This is a genomic window from Pectobacterium colocasium (assembly GCF_020181655.1).
Taxonomy (GTDB): domain Bacteria; phylum Pseudomonadota; class Gammaproteobacteria; order Enterobacterales; family Enterobacteriaceae; genus Pectobacterium; species Pectobacterium colocasium.
In genome coordinates, this window is record NZ_CP084032.1 from 663075 (window position 1) to 689131 (window position 26057).

The following is a 26057-nucleotide window of genomic DNA, read 5'->3' on the forward strand; positions in this document are numbered from 1 at the left end:
TCGCAACATTGCGTTGTCCCGAACACTGAATTTGTCCTACGCATTATAGTGTTAACGCCAGCCGGGTGGCCTGATCGATCGCCCGGCGAGCGTCCAGTTCCTGTGCTACATCGGCACCGCCAATCAGATGAACGTGACATCCGGCCGCCATTAAAGGTGCGTAAAGTGCACGATTAGGCTCCTGACCGGCGCAAATAATGATGTTATCCACTGGCAGACAGCGCATTTGCTGGTCGTGGATAATGTGCAGCCCTTCATCATCAATATGGTGATATTCCACGCCGCCCAGCAGCGTAACGCCGTGGCGCAGCAGCGTGGTGCGATGTATCCAACCTGTCGTTTTCCCTAAATTTTCACCGGGCTTGCCAGTCTTCCTCTGTAATAACGTAATGTCCCGCTGGTGGGGAAGCTCGCCGGATTGTTGGGGCAACAGACCGCCCCGGTGCTGCAACTGCGTATCAATGCCCCATTCCGCATAAAAATCGCGGTGTTCCGCTGGAGCATCATGAGTATTAAGACGATGTTTCTCGCTAAGAAGGCTATTGTCACTAAGAAGGCTATTCTTACTAAGAAGATAGTGCGCAGTATCAAAACCGATGCCGCCAGCCCCGATGATAGCAACTCGCTTACCGACCGGTTTTTTGTCGCGCAGCACCTCCAGATAACTCAGCACGCTAGGGTGATCGATCCCTGCAATGGCGGGGATACGTGGCACGATGCCACAGGCCAGAATCACGTCATCAAAACCGAGTAAATCGGTGATGGTTGCCTGCGTGCTCAGGCGCAGCGTGACACCGAGCAGCTCGATCTGTCGACGGTAATAGCGTAGCGTTTCATAAAATTCGGCTTTGCCGGGGATCTGTTTGGCAATGTTGAACTGTCCGCCGATATACGAAGAGGCTTCAAACAGCGTAACCTGATGGCCGCGTGCGGCGGCGTTGACGGCAAAGGCCATACCGGCAGGCCCTGCGCCGACCACCGCAAAGCGTTTACCCGCTCTGGCGGGCTGGATAGGCAGCTCAGTTTCGTGACAGGCGCGTGGGTTGACCAGACAGGACGTGACCTTACCAGCAAAAATCTGATCGAGGCAGGCCTGATTGCAGCCGATGCAGGTATTGATTTCATCGCTGCGCCCCGACTGCGCTTTCGCTACCAGATCGGCATCGGCGAGAAAAGGGCGAGCCATCGACACCATGTCGGCGCAGCCCTCTGCCAGCAGTTGTTCCGCCACGCCGGGATCGTTGATGCGGTTGGTGGTAATCAGCGGGATGCGGACTTTCCCCATCAGTTTCTTCGTCACCCAGCCGAATGCGCCGCGCGGCACCAGCGTGGCGATAGTCGGGATACGTGCTTCATGCCAGCCGATGCCGGTATTTATGAGGGTGGCGCCAGCCTGTTCAATCGCCTGCGCCAACTGCACGATTTCTTGCCAGCTTGAGCCTTCTTCTATCAGGTCGAGCATGGATAAACGGTAAATCAGGATGAAGTCTGATCCCGTTCGTTCCCGCACGGCGCGAACAATCTCAAGCGCAAAGCGGCTACGGTGCTGGAAATCGCCGCCCCATTCGTCATCACGATGGTTGGTATGTGTGACCAGAAACTGATTAATCAGATAGCCTTCCGATCCCATAATTTCCACGCCATCGTAGCCTGCCTGCTGCGCTAACGCCGCACAACGGGCAAAGTCATCGATGGTTTGCACAATATCCTGCGTACTCATCGCCTGTGGCGCAAAGCGGTTAATCGGTGCCTGAATGGCCGATGGCGCGACCGGATCGGGCTGATAGCTGTAGCGTCCGGCGTGGAGAATTTGCAGCGCAATTTTCCCGCCCGCTTCATGTACGGCCTGCGTCAGCACCTGATGATGCGCGAGCTGTGCCTCGTCATGTAGGGTCGCCCCGCCTTTGGCAACGGCACCTTTGGCGTTTGGCGCAATACCGCCTGTGACAATCAGGCCAACGCCGCCTTGTGCTCGCTCGCGATAAAATGCCGCCAGCCTTTCGGTGCCGTCCGGGTGTTCTTCCAGACCGGTATGCATGGATCCCATCACCACGCGGTTCTTTAACGTCGTGAAGCCAAGATCGAGCGGGGAAAGCAGCGTAGGGTAGGCCGTCATTGCACTCTCCGGTGAAGTTAACTGGTCTGATGAGTCATGGTGTTCAATCTAGCGGTAATTGAGAGAGTTGTGAAATTTATGTTTATTTATTGTGATTGATGTCATTGCTAATCGTAGGGGGAAGCGTGTGCAGGCAAGGGATCGTGCGCCGGAGTGTTTGTTGTCGGAGGCGTGTGACATTATAATCCGCGGGTTTATCGGGCAAAGGTATCGTTATGCGGGTGGAAGAGTTGGAATATCGTCTGGATAGCGCACTCCGTGCGTTAGAGCAAAGCGTTCAGCGTCAGCAGCAGACGTGGCGGCAGGAACATCACTCCCTCCAGCAGCAGTTGCTTCAGGCGAAAGAGCGTGACGCTTACCTTTGTACGCAGATTGAACGGCTCTCTGCGCAGTTGAATGCGATGGATAGCTCGCCAGATCGCAATCCGCTGCTTCAGAAAATGAAGGTCATTCATGCCCACCTTGATGCGCTGGCACAAGAGGCCAGTGCTTTTCGACGTTCACTGCGGTAACCGCACCGCTGGCATTTTTTAGCTATATCGTGCCGCGGTGTTAATGCGATATCTCGTATGCGCTATTCCGTTAACGTAATGCTTCCGTTTCCTTACACAATTCCTCCTTATTCTCCATAATTGCCGCAAATGTGGAGCCGATGCTTGCAGATATTTACCCTTGCTCTAATTAACTGAAGGTGTCGAGCCTATACTTTCTCTCGTAGCGCGGCAGCCGCCGTCGAGTAAGTCAATTCAGAGAGAGGAATGAAATATGCGTAAACTCACTGCAATGCTGGTTGCTTCTTCTTTGGCATTGGGCGCGGCAGGTATCGCGCATGCTAATGAAGCACCGAAAGGGTCTGGCTCGGAACACAAGATGATGATGAAAGAGGGTCGGGAACACCGTGACATGATGGGGCCGGATGCGATGTTTAAGGAGCTGAATTTGACGGAAGCGCAGAAGCAGCAAATCAAAGACATCATGAAAGATTCCCGCGAGAAAATGCACAAAGCGATGCAGGATGACCGCCGTGAAATGCATAGCCTGATCGCATCAGATACCTTTGATACTGCAAAAGCACAGGCGCAGTTGGATAAAGTCGATGCGGAACACAAGGCCAGAATGCTTAACGGGCTGGAAACCAAAAACAAAATTTACAACATTCTGACGCCAGAGCAGAAAAAGCAATACAACGACAACTTTGAAAAGCGACTGACCCAACCGCCAAGACCTGACGGCAAGCCTGTTCCTGCGGAATAATGTGTTCGCACGATAGTAAGTCCGTACGCTAAGTCAGCGAGTAAGACCACCGGATTGACGTATTGCCCCATGGGTAATGCTGCGGTCCGGTGGTTTTTTTATTTATTTTCCCTCTACCATCGTGCCGTGAGTCGGGAAATGATTAATGCTATCCTCACGCGGAGAAAGTAGGCAGTGCCATCGGACATTGGACAGCGGGCGGTAAAGGACAGATGAATAACGATTTGACGTTAAAAACTATAAAATTCATGCCGTTTCTGTTCTTGACCACCCTCATCGTGAGCTGTCTGGGATTTCGGTTTCGAGTGCTGGATGAACTGTCATTATTCTGGCCTGCCAATATTCTGGTTTTTTGCCTCCTGATTAGTTTCAGAGCCAGAAAAGGGACGATAAAAGGCAAAACACTCTCTATTTGCACGGGGTTTTTGGTGAGTTATGTGGCGATGCTGTCGGCGGCGCTACTGATGGACAATAACTCTCCGTTAAAAACCAAGGTGTTGTTATGTTTGTGCAATATGGTCTTTGTGGTGACGGCCTGGTGTGCCTTTTGCCTGATGTGTCGGCTGAGCGGCAAGTGGTCGACATTTGAGAAATTCAGCAAATATTACGTTTATATTATTTTCGCCTCGACGTTTGTTGGCGCGTTCTCATCCGGCGTGGCGTATGGGTTTTATGCGTATGTCTACGACACGGGGAACCGTTACGCCGAGTTTATGGATTGGTTCAGTGAGCAACTGGGAACCGGTATTATCCTCGCGTTTTTTTTCCTGAAAAGTAAGGATATCCTGCGAGCGCTACGGAATATTCCACTCTGTCCTAAGCACATCAGAGAGAACATTTTTCCCTTTCTGGTCTTTATTATCTTCTTATTAGTGAGCCTGTTTTTTCTGGACGCGAGCCTGATCACGCTGTCCGTTATTCCGCTCACGCTGTGCGCGTTCAACTACTCTTTCCCGACCATGTCGCTGCTTTGTGCGATTACGGGCGTAATTCTGAATTATCTCTACATTAATCAGGTCGGTATCCTCATTAATTCAAATTCTGAAGCGTACATTAACTCGTTTCTTACCACGGCGCGGCTTAACATTGCGATGCTCATTATGGCGATGTTAAGTGTTTCTCATTTTGTCTCAATGAATCGGCGACTGATTAAAATCATTGAAAGCAACAGCCGGAAGGATGCACTCACGAATACCTTCAATCGCCGGGCGTTTCTCAGCATGTTGAATGGAAAGCAGAGTGTGTTGGGGTATAAGAAAAAGCGTCAGTTAACGCTGCTATTTCTGGATATCGATTATTTTAAGCAAGTCAACGATACCTACGGCCATGCCTGTGGTGATGAATTAATTGCCAGCTTTGCCCGTATGCTGAGCACTGCTATTCGGCCGAGCGACATTCTTTGCCGCTGGGGTGGGGAAGAGTTTGTTATTGCTGCTTACGATCTCACCGCTAAGGAATCCGAAGCGATGGCTGAATCGCTGCGGCATCTTACGGAATCCACGGCGTTGATGCTGTCCGATGGGCGGGAAATCCATTTTACGACCAGCATTGGTGTGGCCGTGTTTGCCCAGTATGGCGGGGGCAATATTTACGATGCTATCGGGCTGGCGGACGAGCAGTTGTACAAAGCGAAAGCGCAGGGGCGTAATTGTGTGTGTCTGCGTTTGGTCGAAGATATCTGAATCCTCCCTTGACCTTCCCCTTACTGGAACGTCTACCCTCAAAAAGTCCTGTGACTGATTGAGAGGTTGTGATGAAGAAAGTCCATTTGTTAGTAGCGGCGACCTTGCTGGTTCCGGTTCTCTCGTTTGCCGCCGACAGCGCGCATAGCGGCCATGGTTCAACGCAAGAGGCGTCTTCCTCCCAACAGGCGTATATGAAAGGGATGGATGCGATGCATGCCGAGATGATGGAAGGGATGCAGGCTAGCGATCCTGATATTGCCTTTGCCAAAGGGATGATTGCGCACCACCGTGGCGCGATTGATATGGCAAAAACGGAGCTGCAATACGGCAAAGATCCTGAATTACGGAAGCTGGCGGAAGAGATTATTAAAGCCCAGCAGCCGGAGATCGACCAAATGGAAGCCTGGCTGAAGAAACAGGGTAAGCAGTAACGTTGTTGATGGTGCTTCTTCTGAGAAGCGCCATTCCGTTTGTACCGCACCGTAGGCAGAGCCACGTTGTCTGATGGGTAAAAATTTAGTGACTGTTTTCACAGAATAAAACGTAGAGATAGCTTTCTCTGCGTGAACTTGTTAGAAAACAGGAAAGGACGTCACCAGAAGTTTCTGGGCGAGACCTGGATAAAGCCGCGTATACCGCACGCGGCTTTATCCAGGTTTTTTTTTGCTTATTTTCCAACTGGCCAGCGGACAACAAGCGGGATGACGTGTATCAGGCAGTTGCAGCCATTGACGAAACGGGAAGTCATTATGAATAGCAAAGTGCTCGCGGAAAATATTCTGAGGTTAGTCGGAGGGGAGACGAACGTTTCTACTTTGGTGCATTGTGCAACACGCTTGCGCTTTAAGATTGTTGATCACGGCAAGGTGGATGTGGCTGCGCTTGAGGCGCTGGACGGCGTCATTACGGTGATCAACGCATCAGGGCAGTTGCAGGTGGTGATTGGGAACCGGGTGCCGGAGGTTTATCGCGCTTTTGGCTCGATCTCCACCCTGCTGGAGGACGGCGACGGGAAACGCCAGACGGTGGAAAGTGAGCAATCGACTTCGGCGATGGGACGGTTGATCGATCTGGTGGCTGGGATCTTTACCCCGTTATTAGGGGCGATGGCGGCGGCGGGGGTGCTGAAAGGGGCGCTGTCCATCGTGCTGGCGCTCGGGTGGCTCAATGCGAAGGAAAGTACCTATATCATCCTGCATGCGGCGTCTGACAGTCTGTTCTACTTCCTGCCGATGCTGCTGGCGATCACCGCCGCGCGTAAATTTGAAACCAACATTTTTGTGGCGGTGTCGGTTGCCGGTGCGCTGGTTTACCCGACGATTCAAGGGCTGTTTGACGCGGGTCAGCCCGTGACGTTCTTCGGTCTGCCCGTCGTGATGATGAAATACACCTCTTCGGTGATCCCGATTATCTTCAGCGTATGGCTGATGTCGTATATCGAGCGTTTCCTGAATCGCCATATTCACGAAAGCGTGCGCAATATCCTGACGCCGTTCTTCCTGCTGGTGCTGATGGTGCCGCTCACGCTGATGACCATCGGTCCGATTGGTATTTCGGCCAGTAAGCTCATTGCGTCGGTGTTCGTCAGCATCTATGAATTCAACCCGATTATTGCCGGGGCGTTGATGGCGGCGTCATGGCAGGTCTTAGTGATCTTTGGCGTTCACTGGGGATTCGTGACCGTATTCATCAACGATCTCTCCGTCATGGGGCGCAGCTACCTTAAAGCTGCCTCCAGCCCGTCTGTTTTTGCCCAGTCTGGCGCATTGCTGGGTGTGATGGTGCGTACCAAAGATAAAAAGCTCAAAGCGCTGGCGGGCAGTACGTTTATTGCGTCGCTGTTTGGCATTACGGAACCCGGTGTTTACGGCGTGACGCTAAAGCTAAAAAAACCGTTTATCTGCGCGGTGATCGCTGCGGCTATCGGGGGCGCTATCGTCGGCTATGCGAAAAGCTCGGCGGTTTCTATGGGGATGCCTGGGTTGCTGACACTGCCGATTTTCTATGGTGAAGGCTTCGTTGGGTTCCTCATCGGCTGTGCGATCGCCTTCGTGGTGAGTTTTGTGCTGACCATTATTGTTGGATTTGACGACCCCGTGCAGCCTGCGGAGAAAGCACCCGCGCCAACACTCGCACCAACGGTTAAACCTGTGGCACCGGTATCACGCCAGCATGCTAACGCCCAGTCGCTAAAAGACGCGCCAGCGACGGCTGAACAATTGGGATCGCCAGTCAAGGGCGAACTGATCTTGCTGGAAGACGTGGACGATAAGGTGTTCTCGTCCGGCGTTGTTGGGCAGGGCGTTGCCATTTTGCCGCAGGAAGGCCGCATTTATTCACCGGTGGACGGTGTGATTGCCAGCACGTTCGCTAGCGGCCATGCCGTCGGTATTCTTTCGCAGAGCGGTGCGGAGATTCTGATTCATGTCGGTATCAACACGGTGCAACTGGAAGGACAGTATTATCAGATGCACGTTGCAGAAGGCGACAAAGTGCAGAAGGGCCAACTGCTGTTGGAATTCGATTTGGAAGCGATCAAAAACGCGGGCTACGATACGGTGACACCGATGGTGGTGACGAATGCCGATGAATACCACCTCTTCAGCCCAGGCTCCACACGTCAGTTGAGGGTCGGGGAGACGGTTATCGCGCTGACGTAACGCCATCAATCAGACGGTGAGACATGAGCTTACCGTCTGATTTCCTCTATCACCTTATGTGCTATAGCGTTACAGCGATTTTCCGTTGCTGTTAATCACATCCTGATACCAGTAGAAGCTGTCTTTGCGCCGACGCTCCAGTGTGCCTTTGCCGTCATCATCACGGTCTACATGAATAAAGCCGTAGCGTTTTGACATCTGCGCGGTCCCCGCGCTGACCAGATCGATCGGCCCCCAACTGGTGTAGCCCAACAGCTCGACGCCATCGTCGATGGCTTCACGCACCTGAATCAGATGGCGACGCAGGTAGTCAATGCGGTAGCTGTCGTGAATGCTGCCATCTTCTTCCACCACATCGCGTGCGCCTAACCCGTTTTCCACGATGAACAGCGGTTTCTGATAGCGGTCATACAGTTCGTTCAGCAGGAAACGCAGGCCTTCGGGGTCAATCTGCCAGCCCCATTCGGAGGCCTCAAGGTGTGGGTTAGGAATCAGACGGATGATGTTGCCGCGTGAGGACTGATATTTCTCTGGTTCGTAGGTCGCGCAGCCGCTCATGTAATAGCTGAAGGAGACAAAGTCGACGGTATGGCTCAGATCGGCTTTGTCCTGCGCGGTAATGGTGAGTTCGACGCCATTTTCCCGGAAATAGCGCTGGATCCAGGCCGGATAGGTGCCGCGTACCTGCACATCACCGAAGAACAGCCATTCACGGTTCTTGTTCTGTGCTTCCAGCACATCTTTCGGATGGCAGGTCATGGGGTAGCGTACCGCGCCCAATAGCATGTTGCCGATTTTTGCATCCGGGATAAGGTCATGACAGGCTTTCACCGCGCGTGCGCTGGCAACCAACTGGTGGTGAATAGCCTGATAAATCTCCTGCTTCGAAGGCTCGCCGCTCAGCCCGATGCCTGTAAAGGGCGAATGCAGCGCCATGTTGATTTCATTGAAGGTCAGCCAGTGCTTTACCTTGTCTTTATAGCGGCTGAAAACGGTGCGGGCGTACTTCTCAAAATGGTCGATAACGGCGCGGTTGCCCCAGCCTCCCAGTTTTTTCACCAGACCGTAAGGCATTTCATAATGCGACAGCGTAATCAGCGGCTGAATCTGGTGCTTTGCCATTTCATCGAACAGACGATCGTAGAAGGCCAAACCGGCTTCGCAGGGCTCTGCTTCATCACCTTCAGGGTAAATGCGCGTCCAGGCAATCGAGGTGCGCAACACCTTGAACCCCATTTCGGCAAATAGCTGAATATCCTGCGGATATTGATGATAAAAATCGATTGCCCGATCTTTGATGCAGCGAATGCTCTCATCGCGTTCCGTCACCGGACCATGTACGCCCTTTAGCTGAAGATCGGAGGTGGAGACGCCTTTACCGTCTTCATTCCATGCACCTTCAACCTGGTTTGCTGCAACTGAACCGCCCCATAAAAATCCGTCGGGGAATGCTTTCATGGTATTGCTCCTCATCGTTTTCTACATCATTACGCTGCGCTGGCCTGTGGCTCCACGCTGGGAACCGCTGAATGACAGGCAAAAAAAAACTTGGGCAGAAGAGAGTATTGCTACTCACCTCTGCCCAAGTCTCGCCCGCCATTGGCGGTAACGTCTTATCAGGACACTATACAATCCTGAATTTCTGCGGCAATGCCCCCGTCTGGTTATGTGACTCCGGTCACGACATCTCTGCTGGCATCACGGTGGAACAGAGAGGAATACCTTGCTGGAGAAGATTGGGTATGTCTTGATGCTATCGTTGTGTATAAAAAAACATAACGAATGTGAGACAATGAGGCCGATGCCTGACGTCATATAAGGAGAAAATTACCGTGTATCTGTATATGTTTTACCTGGGAGGGAACGCGGGAAAGTCCAATATCGAAGTTCACGATATCCAGTTTGTGGCGGCTGAGAAGCCAGAGGATGCGTGGCCCGCGCTCCGGGAAGCGTGGTTTGGCGACCCTGATAAAGTGCATATTGATGGATATGCGCGCGTGATATGGGCGGATGGTTATACCGTTACCCTTTCGGATACGCGACCTGCGGACGAAAACCGGCTCTTTTTTGTCAATGCTGGCGCTTACCATCCTTCAACGCTGGCGGAACTGCATGCCTTCGATCTCTTTGTGGCGAAGAGCGTGCAAGAAGCAAAATCGAAAGGATTGGCATCGCTGCTTAATGGTGCGCTGCATCAGCATAAAGACAACCTTAAGGATGTGGATGACTGCCTGTTGCTTGAGAAAATCGGCGATCTGTATATCCATCTGACACCTTGTGCATCCGGCATTCCCTTCACACCGGAATGGCAGGGCTACCAGCCGATCGGTCGCTGATTTATCCTGCCTCCCGCATTAAACCGGTAAGCCAGGTTCGTGGCATACCGGTTCTTCTTCACTGCCGTACCGTCGCCTGACGGCGAATGAACCAGAAATGCACGGTTGCCCTCTTAACCTGCACCACCGTGATGCAGCAGGCCATACGGATCTCGATCATTTCACGCTTACCCTCGCTATATCTGGTGATACACAGCGATGGCATGCAATTTGCTTCTTAAGCTCATAGCAACTCCGCAGGCTTACCTCAACGGTGAGTGAAGCCTCGGTCAGGACAACGGCGTCCACATCTTCATGCTTTTCGCATTACGGCGAGAGCAGGGGGATGTGGACGTTTTTTATGTCTGGATTTGCCCGTTGCAGCACTGTTTTCGAGGGGCTGTGATACGGCGATCCGATGGGAGCCCATCATGAATGCCAAATCCTCAACGTGTGTGAAGAGCGTCTGTCCCTACTGTGGGGTCGGTTGCGGTGTGGTGATGGAGGTAAAAGACAATCGCGTGATCAAGGTATCAGGCGATAAGACGCACCCCACCAACTTCGGGCGACTGTGCACAAAGGGAAATACGAGTGGTCAGGCGCTTGCCGAATCAGGGCGGCTGGAGCATGCCTACCTGCGGGGGGATCGTCAGCACGAATCCGTCAGGGTTGATGTGAATAAGGCGATTAAGGAAACCGCACGACGACTGCGGACGATCATTGATACCCACGGTCCTGACGCCGTGTCGCTCTATGTCTCCGGTCAGATGTCGCTGGAGTCGCAATATCTGGCTAATAAGCTTGCCAAAGGCTTTATCGGTACAAATAACATTGAGTCAAATTCACGCCTTTGTATGGCGAGTGCGGGGAGCGGCTACAAGCTCTCTCTGGGAGCGGATGGGCCGCCGGGTTCCTATCAGGATTTTGAACATGCCGATGTCTTTTTTGTCACCGGTGCGAACATGGCCGACTGTCACCCCATTCTTTTCCTGCGGATGATGGATCGCGTTAAAGCAGGGGCTAAGCTCATCGTGGTCGACCCACGCCGTAATGCCACGGCGGACAAAGCGAACCTGTTCCTGCACATTAAGCCCGGCACGGATTTGGCCTTGCTCAATGGCCTGCTCTATCTGCTGGTCCAGAACGGGCACACCGATCCTGCGTTTATCGCCGAGTTCACCGAAGGGTGGGAAGCGATGCCCGCATTCCTTGAAGACTACCATCCGGAGACGGTGGCGGAGATCACCGGGTTGCCAGAAGCTGACATCCGCAAGGCGGCGGAATGGATCGGCAGTGCGTCGGCGTGGATGAGTTGCTGGACGATGGGGCTTAACCAAAGCACGCATGGCACCTGGAATACCAATGCGATCTGCAACCTGCATTTAGCCACGGGGGCGATTTGCCGCCCCGGCAGCGGCCCGTTTTCTCTGACGGGACAACCCAATGCAATGGGCGGACGCGAAATGGGCTATATGGGGATGGGGTTACCGGGCCAACGCTCGGTACTGGTAGAAAAGGATCGTGCTGCTATTGAAGCCCTCTGGGATGTTCCCGCGGGAACGCTGCGCACGGATCTCGGCGGCGGCACCGTCGCCATGTTTGAAGACATGATGGCAGGCAAGATCAAGGCATGCTGGATCATTTGTACGAATCCGGTGGCGACGGTTCCTAATCGCAAGAACGTGATTGCTGGGTTGCAGGCCGCCGAGCTGGTCATCACGCAGGATGCGTTTCTCGATACCGAAACCAACCGCTATGCGGATATCCTGCTGCCCGGTGCGCTGTGGGCGGAAGCAGAAGGCGTGATGATTAACTCCGAGCGGAATTTGACGCTGATGCAGAAGGCCGTTGATCCGCCCGGTGAGGCGATGGCCGATTGGCAAATCATCGCTAGCGTCGCCTGCGAAATGGGCTATGCAAAGGGATTTAGCTACGGGTCAGCATCTGAGGTGTTTGAAGAAATCAAGCAGGCCTGGAACCCAAAAACCGGTTATGACATTCGTGGTGCCAGCTATGCCAGCTTAAGGCAGGCACCGTTGCAATGGCCTTGTCCGCCGGATGATGACAGCCATCGCCATCCCGTTCGCTACCTCAACGACGGTGTGAGCCAAACGCTCAACGTGTTACCAGACGGCACGCGGCCGCGGCTTGTTTTTGCGACCGACAGCGGTAAAGGGATATTCCTCCCCCGACCGCATATGCCGCCCGCCGAGATGCCGGATGATGATTTCCAGTTTGTGTTGAATACCGGTCGCTTGCAGCACCAGTGGCACACGATGACGAAAACCGGAAAGATTCCGACGCTCAATAAGCTCAATCCGGGGCCTTTCATTGAAGTGCATCCTGAAGATGCTACCGCGCTTGGCATTCGAGAGAAGGATCGGGTGGAAGTCCGTTCACGTCGGGGACGTGCGGTACTCCCTGCCGTTGTGACCGATCGCGTGCGTCCCGGAAACTGCTTTGCGCCTTTCCACTGGAATGATGTCTTTGGTGATGATCTGGCGATTAACGCGGTCACCAGTGATGCCATTGATCCTATTTCCCAGCAGCCTGAATTCAAGTTTTGCGCTGTAGCACTGGCTCGGATTGCTGAACCATCCGCGCCTATTTCCCCTGCGCGCGAGAGCGATGCGGCTCCGGTGCCATCGGTACCTGCCGAGGCGGGGGCGCCGAACAACGACATCAAGGAGCTCGACATGAAACACATTGATGCGCTGGCTACGCTACTTGGCCTGGAGGCTCCTCCGACGCTAACGCTGAGCGCACCCGAACAGCATTATCTGCAAGGGTATATCGCCGCGTTGCGTACTGATGCATCACGACTGGCTGGTGGCGTGCCCGTGCTGCCTGCCACGGCGCCATTGGAACCCTCCCGACGCCTGATGCTCGACGGCATGCTGGCAGGGCTGTTTGCCCGCACCTGGGTACCTGATGGCGGTGGCGCTTCTCTGCCAGTGACGTCTCCTGCCGCCTCTGCGGCGATCACATCATCACCCTCGCCTATTTGGGTTTTATGGGCATCATCGACCGGCAATGCGGAGAGTGTTGCAGCGCAGTGCGCTGAACGTCTGAAAGCAGAGGGGCATTCCGTGATGCTGTCTGAGATGGGCAGCGTCAAGATTGCCGATTTGCCTGCAACGTCGCGGGTACTCTTTATCGCCAGCACCTTTGGCGACGGTGACCCTCCCGATAACGGCGTGAATTTCTGGGCGGCATTGCAAGCGGAGGCGGCGCCCAGTCTGACCGAAATGGCATTTGCTGTGCTGGCATTGGGGGATTCAAACTACGATCAGTTTTGCGGCTTTGGCCGCCGGCTTGATGCGCGACTGGAGGCGCTGGGTGCGACGCGTCTGTCAGCACGAATCGACTGCGAACCTGACTATCAGGAGGCAGCGGGAATTTGGCTGGATAGCATGATCAACGCTCTCGCAGGCACACCTATGCCAGCAGTGAGTCGAGTGTCTACTGCCGCAGCGGCGACAGTGGCTGATGAGGATGACGCGGGTACGGTAGCACCTGCCGCGGTTTCGTCGCCCATCTTCAGTAGAAATGCACCTTTGCCTGCATACCTGGTACATAACCAACTGCTTAATGCGCCGGGCGCAGAAAAGGAAACGCGACAATTCGCCTTTGATATTTCAGGCAGCAATGTGAGCTACGAAGCGGGTGATGCACTCGGCATTTGGCCGACGAATAGCCCCGAGCTGGTGAGCGAGATGCTCTCAGCACTCAAGCTTTCGCCTGCTACCGTGGTGACCGTCAAGGATAAAGGCGACATGACGCTGGCTGAGGCGTTATCCCAGCATGTCGAAATTGCCCGTATCACGCCGGAGTTTTTGCAGTTTGTGAGTCAACGTTCAGATCATGGTGAACTGGCTGAGCTGTTGAAAGAGGAACGTAAAGAGGAACTCAAACAGTGGCTGTGGGGACGGCAGATTGTCGATGTGCTACAGGCGTTTCCAATTCAGGTTCAGGCTGACGAATTACTAAGCGTGCTTAAGCGTATTCAACCGCGCTTATACTCGATTTCATCCAGCCCAACAGTCACCCCGCATCAGATCCACCTGACTGTCTCGACGGTGCGCTATGGGGCTGAGGGTAAACCGCGTGGCGGCGTGTGTTCAACCTTTCTCGCTGACCGCGCGGCAGAGTCGATTGCGGTGCCGATCTTCATTCAAAAGTCAGCCCATTTCCGCACGCCTAAAAACCCGGATACGCCAATCATCATGGTGGGGGCGGGCACGGGTATCGCACCTTTCCGGGCTTTTTTGCAAGAACGTCGGGCGACAGGGGCACAAGGTAAAAACTGGCTGTTCTTTGGCGAACAGCGTGCGGCGACCGATTTCTACTATCGTGAGGAGCTGGAAGCGCTGCAACGTGATGGTTACCTGCATCGATTTGATACGGCTTTTTCGCGTGACCAACGCGAGAAGATTTATGTTCAACACCGTATGGGTGAGCAGGGGGCTGAGCTGTGGCGCTGGTTAGAGAAGGGCGCGCATTTCTACGTGTGTGGTGACGCCAGCCGCATGGCGAAAGATGTGGATTCGGCGCTTCGGCAGGTTGCACAGGTTCACGGGAACATGAGCAGTGAAGAGGCGGCAGCCTATATTGCCAAAATGGCACAGGACAAACGCTATCTCCGCGATGTGTACTGAGTTTGCCAGTGGCTTTTACTGATATCAGGCGGCCGTTATTTCTGAGGTCGATGCGTTAGGTGTTTTACCACCTAGCGCTATTTCTTTTACTCCATAATTGTTGCATATGTAAGTGACCATTGCATAATGGCGCTACATTTGCTGAAAGTGGCGTCCCTCCGCATTGGCCCTGCTCTATGAAAAGCGAAGCATCAATGCGCAAAGTTATTCAGCTTTATATACTTTGGAGATACTACGTACACTTATGTATGCTCCGTTATGGTGTGTCAACGCACAAAAAACTTGAAGTATGGTAGATAACTCTAGCGATGAGTTTCCGATAGAAGTATCGAGTAGTTATCTTTATGAATAGTATTAGAGAGCAATTTCATAAATCAAAATGGCTTATGATTTTGAAAGCATCATACTTTTTTCTCGGTCTGCTTAAATCTCTGGAAGAAGAATTTACCTCATTCAGCTTACTACTCAACACATTTTTAGTATCGCTAGATAATGAATCCCACCATTCAGGGTTGGAATATGTATTTTCTGAATAAGAATAGAAAAACTCAACGAGTAGGTCTTCTTTATTCTCTTTTTCCATTAATGATTTAATTAATTTTTCCGCTAGGCTATTTTCCTGAAGCCATGAGAAAAAAATAAATCCTTTGTCTTTACTAGTGCTTATACAATTGAATATAATAAATTGATCTTGATTGTAGTCATTGAGGTTTTGCAATTTATTGTTATAGAAATCTATTTCTATTAGGATGGATGCTCCTGTTACAACTTTATTGTTCTCTACTTCAAATACTTTGTGTCTAAGACGTGAGAAAGACTTTGATAAATATATTTCATCAAGTTTTTTCTTTATCTTTCCAGTGTCGGATAAACCTTGTTTTTCATGCCTTTCTTTTTCGGATAGGATTGATTTTATTATTTTCTCTTTTGTTTTTAAATCATCGTCATTGCGTTCTTTCTTTAATTCTTTCAATTGTGAATTGAATTCGTTTCTTAATTTATATTGGTTTTTAACAATAAGTGATTTTTTAAAATATTCCATGCAACTAATACGATAAGCTTGTAAGAAAAGGTTTTCTGCTGAGGGATAGAACAAAGTATTTTCTATAGGAGAAAAGATATGTTTATCGTGGTAGGCACAAAATCCAGTAAATACAGATGCTTTAGAAATGCCGGTTTTTGTAAATGTTAGCACTCCATTTTGTTCATTTAAAGTAAAGGGGTTGGTATTCACTGACATAACCACTCCATTACTTGCTATAGGCCGAAGAGATAAAGATTTTGATAATGTATGTGCATCAATGATTCTTGAGTCACACCTTTCATGTAAAATTTCTGGCGCACTACAATACTTTAATTTCTGGCTTTTCATTAAATTTTTGGCGATATTAGCCCATCCATTATCCATATTTTACCTTTCAATTTTGATTGATTTTCATTTAATTAAAATTCTTTTACGCACTAGTTATAGTATTATTCAGTGGGAAGTGATGGGGTAAGGTTAATTATCTATTTTTAGAGGCGATTTTTGGTTTTTAAATTGTAAGGGAAATCATTAATGTTTTTTTCTTAATTTGAAATTTTATTTATCCGAATATCTGATAACTTTTTTCTGAATAGTCAAAACGATGAAGAAATCATAAAAATACGTAGTATGTCGATTATATATTTGGTGGCCCCTGCTGGACTTGAACCAGCGACCAAGCGATTATGAGTCGCCTGCTCTAACCACTGAGCTAAGGGGCCGAATGGGCAATGATTATACGGTAATGTGCGGAGGAGGTCTATAGCCTATCTGCTGGGTGGTGCTTTTATGTACTCAAGATAGCTTGTTGTTATTCTTATCAGAATTTACGATAGCTGTAGTCAACGGAAGTAGGGAAAGACATGATTACCGATATTCTTGCCATGAATCTTCAGGTGGTTTTCTGCGGCATTAACCCTGGGTTGTCGACGGCCCATCATGGTTACCACTTCGCGAACCCCAGTAACCGCTTCTGGAAAGTCATTCATCAGGCAGGGTTTACCGAGCGGTTGCTGACGCCCGCCGAAGAACAACATCTGCTGGACACCGGATGCGGCATCACGATGCTGGTGGATCGCCCAACGGTTGAAGCCACCGAGCTAGGGCGAGATGAGCTGCTGCAAGGTGGGAGCGCGATTGTTGAGAAAATGGAGCGTTATCAGCCGCGTGCGTTGGCTGTGCTGGGGAAGCAGGCGTTCAGTCAGGCGTTTGGTATCAAGAAAGTGTCGTGGGGACGTCAGGCGTTGCGTATTGGCGAGACGCAGGTTTGGGTGCTGCCGAACCCAAGTGGACTGAATCGTGCGACGCTGGAGTCGCTGGTGGCGTCGTATCAGGAGCTGCATCAGGCATTGCAGGATAACGTATAAATGCAATCTGAGCGTTCTGACAGGCAAAAAATAACCCCGGAGAACCGGGGTTATTTATCATGTCGTGTGGATTAGCTGAGAACCGAATTAATCATCCAGGAAGCTACGCAGCACTTCGGAACGGCTTGGGTGGCGCAGTTTACGCAGCGCTTTCGCTTCGATCTGACGAATACGTTCACGCGTAACGTCAAACTGTTTGCCCACTTCTTCCAGCGTATGGTCGGTGTTCATATCGATACCGAAACGCATACGCAGGACTTTCGCTTCACGTGCGGTCAGGCCAGCCAGTACGTCGTGTGTCGCAGAACGCAGGCTTTCCGACGTTGCTGAATCCAGCGGCAGCTCCAGCGTCGTATCTTCAATGAAATCGCCCAAATGTGAATCTTCATCATCACCAATCGGGGTTTCCATTGAAATCGGCTCTTTCGCGATCTTCAGCACTTTACGGATCTTGTCTTCCGGCATCAGCATACGTTCAGCCAGCTCTTCCGGCGTCGGTTCACGACCCATTTCCTGCAACATTTGACGAGAGATACGGTTCAGTTTGTTGATCGTCTCAATCATGTGTACCGGAATACGGATGGTACGTGCCTGATCGGCGATAGAGCGGGTGATCGCCTGACGGATCCACCAGGTTGCATAGGTCGAGAATTTGTAACCACGGCGATATTCGAATTTATCTACCGCTTTCATCAGACCGATGTTGCCTTCCTGAATGAGGTCGAGGAACTGCAAACCACGGTTGGTGTATTTCTTCGCGATAGAAATAACCAGACGCAGGTTGGCTTCCACCATTTCTTTCTTGGCGCGACGTGCTTTTGCTTCACCAATCGACATGCGGCGATTGATGTCTTTCACCTGCTCGATTGTCAGACCGGTTTCTTCTTCGATCTGTTGCAGTTTTTGCAGGCTGCGAGTGACGTCTTCTTCTACATCATTCAGCTTTTCAGACCACGGCTTGCCCATGGCGACGGCTGCGGCAAACCAGGTGCTGTTGGTTTCATTGCCGGTGAACATAGTGACGAAGTTTTTCTTCGGCATTTTGCACTGTTCAACGCACAGTTTGATGATCAAACGTTCCTGAGTACGGACGCGATCCATCATGGAACGCATGCTGTTAACCAGGAAATCGAACTGTTTCGGCACCAGGCGGAACTGTTTGAAGACTTCAGACAGGTTCAGAATTTCCTGTGCTGCCAGCGCATGGCTACGACCATGGGCTTTGATAGCCTGACGGGTGGTTTCATATTGTTCACGCAGTTCGGTGAACTTCTCACGCGCCAGTTCCGGATCGATACTGTTATCGTCTTCGGAGTCTTCGTCGTCTTCAGACTCTTCGTCGTCATCGTCCATTTCTTCGCTCGACAGCTCGGAGCCCACGTGCGTTGCGGTAGGGGCGATGTCCTCTTCCGCATTAGGATCGACGAAGCCGGTGATCAGGTCGGACAGGCGGCTTTCGCCCGCTTCAACGCGATCGTATTGTTCCAGCAGGTAAGTAATGGCTTCAGGATACTCGGCGACAGAGCACTGAACCTGGTTGATACCGTCTTCGATACGTTTGGCGATATCAATCTCGCCTTCACGCGTCAATAGCTCAACGGTACCCATTTCACGCATGTACATGCGAACCGGATCGGTAGTGCGACCAATTTCCGATTCAACGCTGGATAGAACCTGCGCAGCAGCCTCTGCCGCATCTTCATCGGCATCATTGGTGTTTTCGGCCAGCAACAGATCGTCTGCATCCGGTGCTTCTTCCATCACCTGGATGCCCATGTCGTTAATCATCTGGATGATATCTTCGATCTGATCCGAGTCGATGATATCTTCCGGCAGATGGTCATTGACCTCAGCATAGGTCAGGTAGCCTTGCTCCTTACCACGGGTGACAAGCAGCTTCAGCTGTGACTGCGGGTTTTGCTCCATAAGACGGTATCCACACTTCAGAGTATTTGGGTTGGTGTCGGTCAGCGTAGTTCGCTAACAATAGCATTAGGGGTATTTTTCTTATCGCCGCGGCCCCTGTAGCGGCTCTTTGCAGGGCTCAACCCTGCTATTTATCGGCAATTAAGCCTCTGTATCAGTGTTTTCTGGTCAACGCCAGTTGCAACGACCAAAGCTCTTTTTTTTCTTTGGCGTTGAGCCCGTGCGTTCTGTCACGGGCAATCAATGTTTCTTGTCGCTGTTTCAACAGCTGATCGTAGAGCTCTGCCAGACTGATTCTGAACTTCTCGTCGAGCTCTTCCTCTACGATCATATGGTTCCATGAAGCCATGGTTTCAAGCTGCTTGCGGTACTTGCTGTCGCGATATTTTTCCAACAGCAAACCCATGTTCATTCCCGGGCTGGCGTTGCAGGTTTTCACCAAATCCTGAAACAGCGATAAACCAGCCACTTTGTCTTCTTCAATCCCTTCCAGCGCAAGGTCAGGAACCTCTGCCGCCAGCCTGGGGTTTTGTACTAAAAGTCCTATAAGTATACGCATAGTTGTGACTTTTAGTTGCGGCGGCTGGTAAGGCTGCGCCTGCTCTGCCATTTTAGGCAGTAGCCTGTCCAACTGGCTGTCGTCCAAAATACCTAGCTTGTTGCCGAGCTGCTGGCGCAAATAGAGCCGCAGCGTTTCTCCCGGTACCTGGCCTATCAGCGGCAGCGCCAGCGTGCTGAGCTTGGTACGGCCATCGGGAGAACTCATATCCACCTGCTGTTGCAGCGTTTCAAACAGAAACTGCGACAGCGGCAGAGCGTGTTCCATACGCTGTTCAAAGGCGGCTTTGCCCTCTTTACGTACCAGCGTGTCGGGATCTTCACCGTCCGGCAGAAACATAAAGCGTAGCTGACGACCATCGTTCAAATAGGGTAGCGCAGTTTCCAGCGCGCGCCATGCCGCTTCGCGTCCGGCACGGTCTCCGTCATAACAACACACCACTAGATCGGTGGCGCGAAAGAGTAACTGAATGTGATCGGCGGTCGTCGAAGTACCCAGCGACGCCACCGCATAATCAATACCAAACTGCGCCAGCGCCACGACATCCATATAGCCTTCAACAACCAAAAGTCGCTTTAGCTCCGCGTGGCTTTGCTGCGCTTCATACAGGCCGTACAACTGGCGACCTTTATGAAAAATCTCTGTTTCTGGCGAGTTAAGGTACTTTGGCGTACCGTCGCCTAATACTCGTCCGCCGAAAGCAATCACTCGCCCCCGTTTGTCGCGAATGGGGAACATCACTCGCTCGCGGAAGCGATCATACGTTCGGCCTTGATCGTTAGTCACCAGCATGCCGGCATCGTTCAATGTGCTGCGGTCATCATTATTGCGGCCAAAGCGCTTTAAGACGTTATCCCAGCCGGGCGGAGCGAAGCCGATCGCAAAATGGCTGATAACCTCTGCGCTTAAACCGCGCTGTTGCAGATACTGCAACGCTGGCGTACCGACTGACTGGCTTAGTGCTTGCTGATAGAACCCGCTGAGCTGCCCCATCAATTCGTATAGACTTTGTCGCTGGTGACGCTCTAACTGGGTTGGGCCAGTGCCGCTTTCATAAGGCACTTCGAGGCCGTATTGGGTGGCCAGTTCTTCAATGGTTTCAACGAATTCGAGACGATCGTAATTCATCAAAAAATCAATGGCGTTGCCGTGTGCGCCACAGCCAAAACAGTGGTAGAACTGTTTGTCACCGTTTACGGTGAATGAGGGGGTTTTTTCGTGATGGAACGGACAGCACGCATGGTAGTTTTTGCCCTGCTTTTTCAGTTTGACACGCGCGTCAATGAGATCGACGATGTCGGTGCGCGCCAGCAGGTCATTAATAAATACGCGTGGGATTCGTCCAGCCATAAGCCCCTGATGTATATCTTTCTGTAAGGTGGTTACATTGGATATAGCTTATAAACGACAACAAGCCGCGCTTCCTTTCGGAAAGCACGGCCTTCGTATGCAACTGCTAAGTCTGCGGATTAATCACGCGTTGGAGGGAAACCCTCCTGAAAATTAATACAGACGAGTGCGGCGTGCGTTTTCTCGAGCCAGTTTCTTCGCGTGACGTTTCACTGCAGAAGCTTTAGCGCGCTTACGTTCGGTCGTTGGTTTTTCATAAAACTCACGACGACGAACTTCAGCCAGAACACCTGCTTTTTCACAGGAACGCTTGAAGCGACGCAGAGCTACGTCGAACGGCTCGTTTTCACGTACTTTAATTACCGGCATGTGCCTCTCACCTCAATAAATTCGGTTTGCCGCTGGCCTTGTGCCAGCCTTTTCAAAATGGTGCGGAATTCTACTGCAAACGTGACGCCTTTGTAAAGCATTGTGGTGATCATAAAACACCCAACCACGGCCAGCGCAGAAATCAGGGAGCTTATGGTAGACTATCCACAGTTTGAAGCAAGCAGCATTCAACGAGCGCTTGTATCGTCATCAAAGTAGGAACAGCAATGCGTGTATTGGGTATCGAAACATCCTGTGATGAAACCGGCGTGGCCATTTATGACACAGAAACCGGTTTGCTCGCCAATCAGTTATACAGCCAGGTCAAATTACATGCTGATTACGGTGGTGTCGTGCCTGAGCTTGCCTCACGCGATCACGTGCGTAAAACGGTTCCATTAATTCAGGCTGCGCTGCGTGAAGCCGGGTTGCAGGCAAGCGACATCAATGGTGTGGCTTATACCGCTGGTCCTGGTTTGGTTGGCGCGTTACTGGTGGGGGCGACGGTTGGACGTTCTCTGGCGTTTGCCTGGGATGTGCCAGCAATTCCTGTGCACCATATGGAAGGGCATTTGCTGGCGCCGATGCTGGAAGATAATCCACCGGCGTTTCCCTTCGTGGCGCTGCTGGTTTCTGGTGGACATACGCAGCTCATCAGCGTAACGGGCATTGGTGAATACCGTTTACTGGGCGAGTCGATTGATGACGCCGCGGGCGAAGCGTTTGATAAAACGGCGAAACTGCTGGGGCTGGATTATCCCGGTGGCCCGATGCTGTCGAAGATGGCGCAGACGGGGGATTCGCAGCGCTTTACGTTTCCGCGCCCAATGACCGATCGACCTGGGCTGGATTTCAGCTTCTCTGGGCTAAAAACGTTTGCTGCCAATACGATTCGGAGCAACGGCGATGACGATCAAACGCGTGCCGACATTGCTCGCGCATTTGAAGATGCCGTTGTGGATACGCTGGCTATCAAGTGTCGTCGTGCGCTGGATGAAACGGGCTTTAAGCGACTGGTCATGGCGGGGGGCGTGAGTGCAAACCGGACGCTACGCCAGCGCTTAGGTGAAGTGATGGCAAAACGTGGCGGCGAAGTGTTTTATGCGCGTCCTGAATTCTGTACGGATAATGGTGCGATGATTGCCTATGCGGGCAGTGTACGTCTGATGCACGGCGCCAGCCAGACGCTGGGGGTATCCGTTAGACCACGTTGGCCGTTGGCTGAACTGCCCGCGGTGTGAGCGTTTTGGCAATAATTGCTACGTGTAGCGATCCTACACGTAGCAAAGAAAACGTAGCGAAAATACTCAGTAAAAAACGAGTAATAAAAACGATAGCGAGCGGGTGAGTTACAGCTCTTGTTCGAAGAGCACCAGAATAGCTTCGTAAAGCTGTTTGACGCTGAAGCCTCTTGCCGGGGTGGTGAAGATGGTGTCATCCCCCGCAATGGTGCCGAGAATCCCTTCGGACTTCCCGAGTGAGTCCAGCAGGCGGGCAATGAGCTGCGCGGCGCCAGGGCTGGTATGGATGACGATGACCGCATCGTTGTAGTCCACGTCCAACACCAGGTTCTTTAGTGGACTAGACGTTGTAGGAACGCCGAGTTCCGCTGGGAGACAATACACCATCTCCATTTTTGCATTGCGTGTGCGCACGGCGCCAAATTTCGTCAGCATGCGTGACACCTTGGATTGGTTGATATTTTCAAATCCTTCGTCTTGCAATGCCTGAACAATTTCACTTTGAGAACTGAACTTCTCTTCCTTTAACAGCGCTTTGAACGCTTTAACGAGGTCTTCTTGTTTTGTCGAATTTCGCATTCTGCACCGGATTAATTGTTATGGTTAATTCTCCTATTATGCAGTTGTGTGAATTTTTATGCAATTAAATCGCCTATAATTCCAGTCTATTTCCTCAGATATGTGCTAGTCGCTGTTTTCACAAAAATTCGGTCCGTGAGTAGTCCGAAAAATGCGTCCTGCGTCACATAAAAGTAAATCAAATGTTATCAGAATGATGTTGTTTGGACGCCATCGATCGGTGTAATGTAGCGCACAGGTTAATTGCACGTGAATGAACACCGCGTTATAGCTCAATAGCTTATTAACTTTACTTACCTTTCAAACGAATGGTTGTTTTTGATTTATTATTAGAGACATAGCGTATTTTTGTCTCTCATGTCATTTGCAGAAAGGTGAGTAGACTGATCTTATCCCCATTTTTTATATTCTGTTTATAACCAAATGAATTCACGGCACTTTTTTATTTTACGATAATAAGGAGTTTAGGATGAAAGTTGCAGTTCTCGGAGCAGCAGGTGGTATCGGTCAGGCACTCGCACTCCTCCTCAAAACCCAGCTTCCTTCAGGTTCAGAACTATCCCTTTACGATATTGCACCGGTCACGCCGGGTGTTGCTGTCGATCTGAGCCACATTCCTACAGCAGTGAAGATCAAAGGCTATAGCGGTGAAGATGCTAAACCTGCGCTGGCTGGCGCGGATATCGTGCTGATCTCTGCTGGTGTGGCACGTAAACCTGGTATGGATCGTTCCGATCTGTTCAACGTCAATGCGGGAATTGTGCGTAATCTGGTTGAGCAAATTGCGGTTACCTGCCCAAAAGCCTTCATCGGTATTATCACTAACCCAGTGAACACGACCGTTGCCATTGCAGCTGAAGTGCTGAAAAAAGCTGGCGTGTATGACAAAAACAAACTGTTCGGCGTTACCACGCTGGATATCATCCGTTCCAATACCTTCGTTGCTGAGCTGAAAGGCAAACAGCCACAGGATATTAATGTTCCAGTTATCGGCGGACACTCTGGTGTGACGATTCTTCCACTGCTGTCTCAGGTTCCTGGTATCAGCTTCAGTGAGCAGGAAGTGGCCGATCTGACCAAGCGTATTCAGAATGCGGGCACCGAGGTTGTTGAGGCCAAAGCGGGTGGCGGATCGGCCACTTTGTCTATGGGCCAGGCTGCTGCACGCTTTGGTCTGTCTCTGGTTCGTGCGCTGCAAGGCGAAAGCGGTGTGGTGGAATGTGCATACGTTGAAAGCGATGGCAAATATGCTCGTTTCTTCGCTCAACCGGTGCTGTTGGGCAAAGACGGCGTCGTAGAGCGTAAAGATATCGGCACATTAAGCGCTTTTGAGCAAAATGCGCTTAGCAGCATGCTGGAGACGTTGAAGCAGGATATTGAGTTAGGCGAGACGTTCATCAAATAATTGCGATTGTTAACAATACGCAGAATAAAAGCCGGAGATAGTGATCTCCGGCTTTTCTTTTTTAATCGGGGCGGATGAGTTTTTTTCTGTCGATAAGCTCATTGGTTTCCGGATCGTAATACCGGCTGGGCCAAATCTCTGAGGGGTGAATATTCAACGCATCGGCAATAAGCCATTCCCCCTTGGGCCAGGGGCGTGAGAGCGCGTTAGCTAACGTAGATGAGCTTAATCCGGCCGCTCGCGATACTGCCGCCAGCGTCGTGTTTTTCTTGCGCAGTGCAGCAATGATATCAGCGGGATGCCAGTCTTGTTTCCTTAAAATCATATTCCTTCCCTTATTTGCTATAAGACGACTGTAGATTAGTGGTATAAATAACGGATGTTAGTTATATGCCGAGCTAACATGACATTATTATTTGGAAATAATATAGCATTAATTTTCCTTAAAATTCTCAATTAATTTCCAAATAAGCGCGTTTTTGTTAGGGATGGCACTATCAGGATGAAAGGCAATGAAAAAAGAGTGGTTTGCTACCAGCGAATTGGTTGGAGTCGGCGGCCTTCCGAAATCAAGACAAGGATTGAATAAGCGCGCCCGTGAGGATGGATGGGAGAAGCGTCGCCGTAAAGGCGTCCAGGGAAGAGGAGTGGAGTACTCAATTCACAGCTTACCGGATACGGTAAAAAAATCCCTATTACTCGAAATCGAGCCTTCCGTCTACTCGGCCAAGCAACCTGCGGCTCTGGCGGTATGGATGCAGATTTATCAGCAACTATCTGAAAAAGAAAGAGATGAGCTAGTCGCTTATATTCTTCGCGTCGGCGTATCGACGACGCTGAGCCAGTTGGGTATTACACCGTCGGATGAAGAACCTATCTCATCAATGGAGATTGACTGAGCTATAGGGAGTGGGTTCCCTGATTGCCCATCTGTGGTGAAGAAGGAACCTGCATTTTCTTTCGGTTTACCGTATTACTCTGGGCGCGATGTTTTAGCATCGCACTGGATTTAATCATTTCTTTATTACTTAGGTGTGCCGGTAACGTGTAAAAGTTAGCGGTTTAGGTAATTATAGTCTATTATATGGAAACTTTTGGGCGAGTTGACGTAATGCCTGTTCAAAACAAACAAGGGAGTGACGAGTATGGACAAAGAATGGTTTGCAACAAGTGAGCTGGTTGGCGTAGGTGGATTGCCGAAGTCACCGCAGGGGCTGAACAAACGGGCGCGAGACGACGGTTGGGAAAAGCGCAGAAGGAAAGGGGTTCAAGGGCGTGGTGTCGAATATTCTATTCGTAGTTTGCCGAACGAGGTCAGGAATTCTCTGCTCGTAAGAGAGAACCCGCCAACAGAATATTACCGCATCGATAATGAGCCGACCCTGTTGTCATCGTGGGTGCATATTTTCCATCAACTTTCTGTTGATGAACGAACCCGGCTGATCAATTTCATCTTGCGTGAAGGGACGATAGCGATGTTGTCTCGGCTGGATGAGGTCCCCATCGACCAGACTGCCTAGTCTGCGAACGAGTAGCGCTGCAAGGCAGC

At 51.1% G+C, this 26057-nt stretch carries 21 protein-coding genes and 1 tRNA gene; 12 read left to right on the forward strand and 10 right to left on the reverse strand.

The genetic code is table 11. The features are described 5' to 3' along the window. Nucleotides 1-43: 43 nt before the first annotated feature. Entirely contained in the window at nt 44-2116 is a 2073-nt protein-coding gene (locus LCF41_RS03035; protein ID WP_225086833.1) for an NADPH-dependent 2,4-dienoyl-CoA reductase, read from the reverse strand. A 215-nt stretch (nt 2117-2331) separates the two neighbouring features. Here LCF41_RS03035 and LCF41_RS03040 point away from each other — a divergent pair, with 215 nt between their 5' ends. From LCF41_RS03040 to LCF41_RS03060, 5 genes are all read left to right on the forward strand, one after another. Then, entirely contained in the window at nt 2332-2628 is a 297-nt protein-coding gene (locus LCF41_RS03040; protein WP_225086834.1) for a hypothetical protein, read from the forward strand. A gap of 253 nt (nt 2629-2881) precedes the next feature. Next, nucleotides 2882-3370: an ATP-independent periplasmic protein-refolding chaperone Spy gene (gene spy, locus LCF41_RS03045; RefSeq protein WP_225086835.1), complete on the forward strand. Its 489-nt coding sequence runs from the start codon at nt 2882-2884 to the stop codon at nt 3368-3370. A 212-nt stretch (nt 3371-3582) separates the two neighbouring features. Further along, the gene (locus LCF41_RS03050; RefSeq protein WP_225086836.1) at nt 3583-5052 is read left to right on the forward strand and encodes a GGDEF domain-containing protein; all 1470 of its coding nucleotides are present in this window, start codon (nt 3583-3585) and stop codon (nt 5050-5052) included. Nucleotides 5053-5123: 71 nt separating this feature from the next. Further along, nucleotides 5124-5486 carry a CopM family metallochaperone gene (gene copM / locus LCF41_RS03055; protein WP_225086837.1) on the forward strand — a complete coding sequence of 121 codons (363 nt, stop codon included), beginning with the start codon at nt 5124-5126 and terminating at the stop codon, nt 5484-5486. 318 nt (nt 5487-5804) lie between these two features. After that, nucleotides 5805-7715 carry a beta-glucoside-specific PTS transporter subunit IIABC gene (locus LCF41_RS03060; protein ID WP_225086838.1) on the forward strand — a complete coding sequence of 637 codons (1911 nt, stop codon included), beginning with the start codon at nt 5805-5807 and terminating at the stop codon, nt 7713-7715. A gap of 69 nt (nt 7716-7784) precedes the next feature. On the opposite strand, the gene LCF41_RS03065 is transcribed toward LCF41_RS03060, so the two are convergent. Beyond that, complete coding sequence (locus LCF41_RS03065) at nt 7785-9173, reverse strand: glycoside hydrolase family 1 protein (RefSeq protein ID WP_225086839.1); 1389 nt, start codon at nt 9171-9173, stop codon at nt 7785-7787. Between the two features lie 374 nt (nt 9174-9547). Between LCF41_RS03065 and LCF41_RS03070 the strand changes: the two genes are divergently transcribed. Next, nucleotides 9548-10051: a DUF1543 domain-containing protein gene (locus LCF41_RS03070; RefSeq protein WP_225086840.1), complete on the forward strand. Its 504-nt coding sequence runs from the start codon at nt 9548-9550 to the stop codon at nt 10049-10051. A gap of 58 nt (nt 10052-10109) precedes the next feature. Here LCF41_RS03070 and LCF41_RS03075 read toward each other — a convergent pair whose 3' ends face one another. Next, nucleotides 10110-10256, reverse strand: a complete 147-nt coding sequence (locus LCF41_RS03075; RefSeq protein ID WP_225086841.1) for a hypothetical protein — start codon at nt 10254-10256, stop codon at nt 10110-10112. A gap of 205 nt (nt 10257-10461) precedes the next feature. On the opposite strand from LCF41_RS03075, the gene LCF41_RS03080 reads away from it, so the two are divergent. Continuing rightward, nucleotides 10462-14688: a sulfite reductase subunit alpha gene (locus tag LCF41_RS03080; protein WP_225086842.1), complete on the forward strand. Its 4227-nt coding sequence runs from the start codon at nt 10462-10464 to the stop codon at nt 14686-14688. 367 nt (nt 14689-15055) lie between these two features. On the opposite strand, the gene LCF41_RS03085 is transcribed toward LCF41_RS03080, so the two are convergent. Then, complete coding sequence (locus LCF41_RS03085; protein WP_225086843.1) at nt 15056-16096, reverse strand: hypothetical protein; 1041 nt, start codon at nt 16094-16096, stop codon at nt 15056-15058. A 262-nt stretch (nt 16097-16358) separates the two neighbouring features. Next, nucleotides 16359-16434, reverse strand: a tRNA-Ile gene (locus LCF41_RS03090). 141 nt (nt 16435-16575) lie between these two features. On the opposite strand from LCF41_RS03090, the gene mug reads away from it, so the two are divergent. Next, nucleotides 16576-17079 carry a G/U mismatch-specific DNA glycosylase gene (gene mug / locus LCF41_RS03095; protein WP_225086844.1) on the forward strand — a complete coding sequence of 168 codons (504 nt, stop codon included), beginning with the start codon at nt 16576-16578 and terminating at the stop codon, nt 17077-17079. A gap of 87 nt (nt 17080-17166) precedes the next feature. On the opposite strand, the gene rpoD is transcribed toward mug, so the two are convergent. The 3 genes from rpoD to rpsU form a co-directional block, all read right to left on the reverse strand. Then, a complete protein-coding gene (gene rpoD, locus LCF41_RS03100) occupies nt 17167-19005 on the reverse strand; it encodes an RNA polymerase sigma factor RpoD (protein ID WP_180742888.1) in 1839 nt (612 codons plus the stop codon). A gap of 154 nt (nt 19006-19159) precedes the next feature. Then, on the reverse strand, nt 19160-20914 hold the full coding sequence (gene dnaG, locus LCF41_RS03105; protein WP_225086845.1) for a DNA primase: 1755 nt from the start codon (nt 20912-20914) through the stop codon (nt 19160-19162). 153 nt (nt 20915-21067) lie between these two features. Next, a complete protein-coding gene (gene rpsU / locus LCF41_RS03110) occupies nt 21068-21283 on the reverse strand; it encodes a 30S ribosomal protein S21 (RefSeq protein ID WP_001144069.1) in 216 nt (71 codons plus the stop codon). Between the two features lie 227 nt (nt 21284-21510). On the opposite strand from rpsU, the gene tsaD reads away from it, so the two are divergent. Beyond that, nucleotides 21511-22524, forward strand: coding sequence for a tRNA (adenosine(37)-N6)-threonylcarbamoyltransferase complex transferase subunit TsaD (gene tsaD, locus LCF41_RS03115; protein ID WP_225086846.1), 1014 nt, complete (start codon nt 21511-21513; stop codon nt 22522-22524). Between the two features lie 108 nt (nt 22525-22632). On the opposite strand, the gene argR is transcribed toward tsaD, so the two are convergent. After that, nucleotides 22633-23103 carry a transcriptional regulator ArgR gene (argR, locus tag LCF41_RS03120; RefSeq protein ID WP_012773258.1) on the reverse strand — a complete coding sequence of 157 codons (471 nt, stop codon included), beginning with the start codon at nt 23101-23103 and terminating at the stop codon, nt 22633-22635. Nucleotides 23104-23572: 469 nt separating this feature from the next. Between argR and mdh the strand changes: the two genes are divergently transcribed. Continuing rightward, nucleotides 23573-24508: a malate dehydrogenase gene (gene mdh / locus LCF41_RS03125; RefSeq protein WP_225086847.1), complete on the forward strand. Its 936-nt coding sequence runs from the start codon at nt 23573-23575 to the stop codon at nt 24506-24508. A gap of 61 nt (nt 24509-24569) precedes the next feature. Here mdh and LCF41_RS03130 read toward each other — a convergent pair whose 3' ends face one another. Continuing rightward, complete coding sequence (locus LCF41_RS03130; protein ID WP_012773260.1) at nt 24570-24833, reverse strand: helix-turn-helix domain-containing protein; 264 nt, start codon at nt 24831-24833, stop codon at nt 24570-24572. Between the two features lie 187 nt (nt 24834-25020). On the opposite strand from LCF41_RS03130, the gene LCF41_RS03135 reads away from it, so the two are divergent. Continuing rightward, nucleotides 25021-25407: a DNA-binding protein gene (locus LCF41_RS03135; RefSeq protein ID WP_225086848.1), complete on the forward strand. Its 387-nt coding sequence runs from the start codon at nt 25021-25023 to the stop codon at nt 25405-25407. A gap of 246 nt (nt 25408-25653) precedes the next feature. Then, on the forward strand, nt 25654-26028 hold the full coding sequence (locus LCF41_RS03140) for a DNA-binding protein (protein ID WP_225086849.1): 375 nt from the start codon (nt 25654-25656) through the stop codon (nt 26026-26028). The last annotated feature ends 29 nt before the right edge of the window (nt 26029-26057 follow it).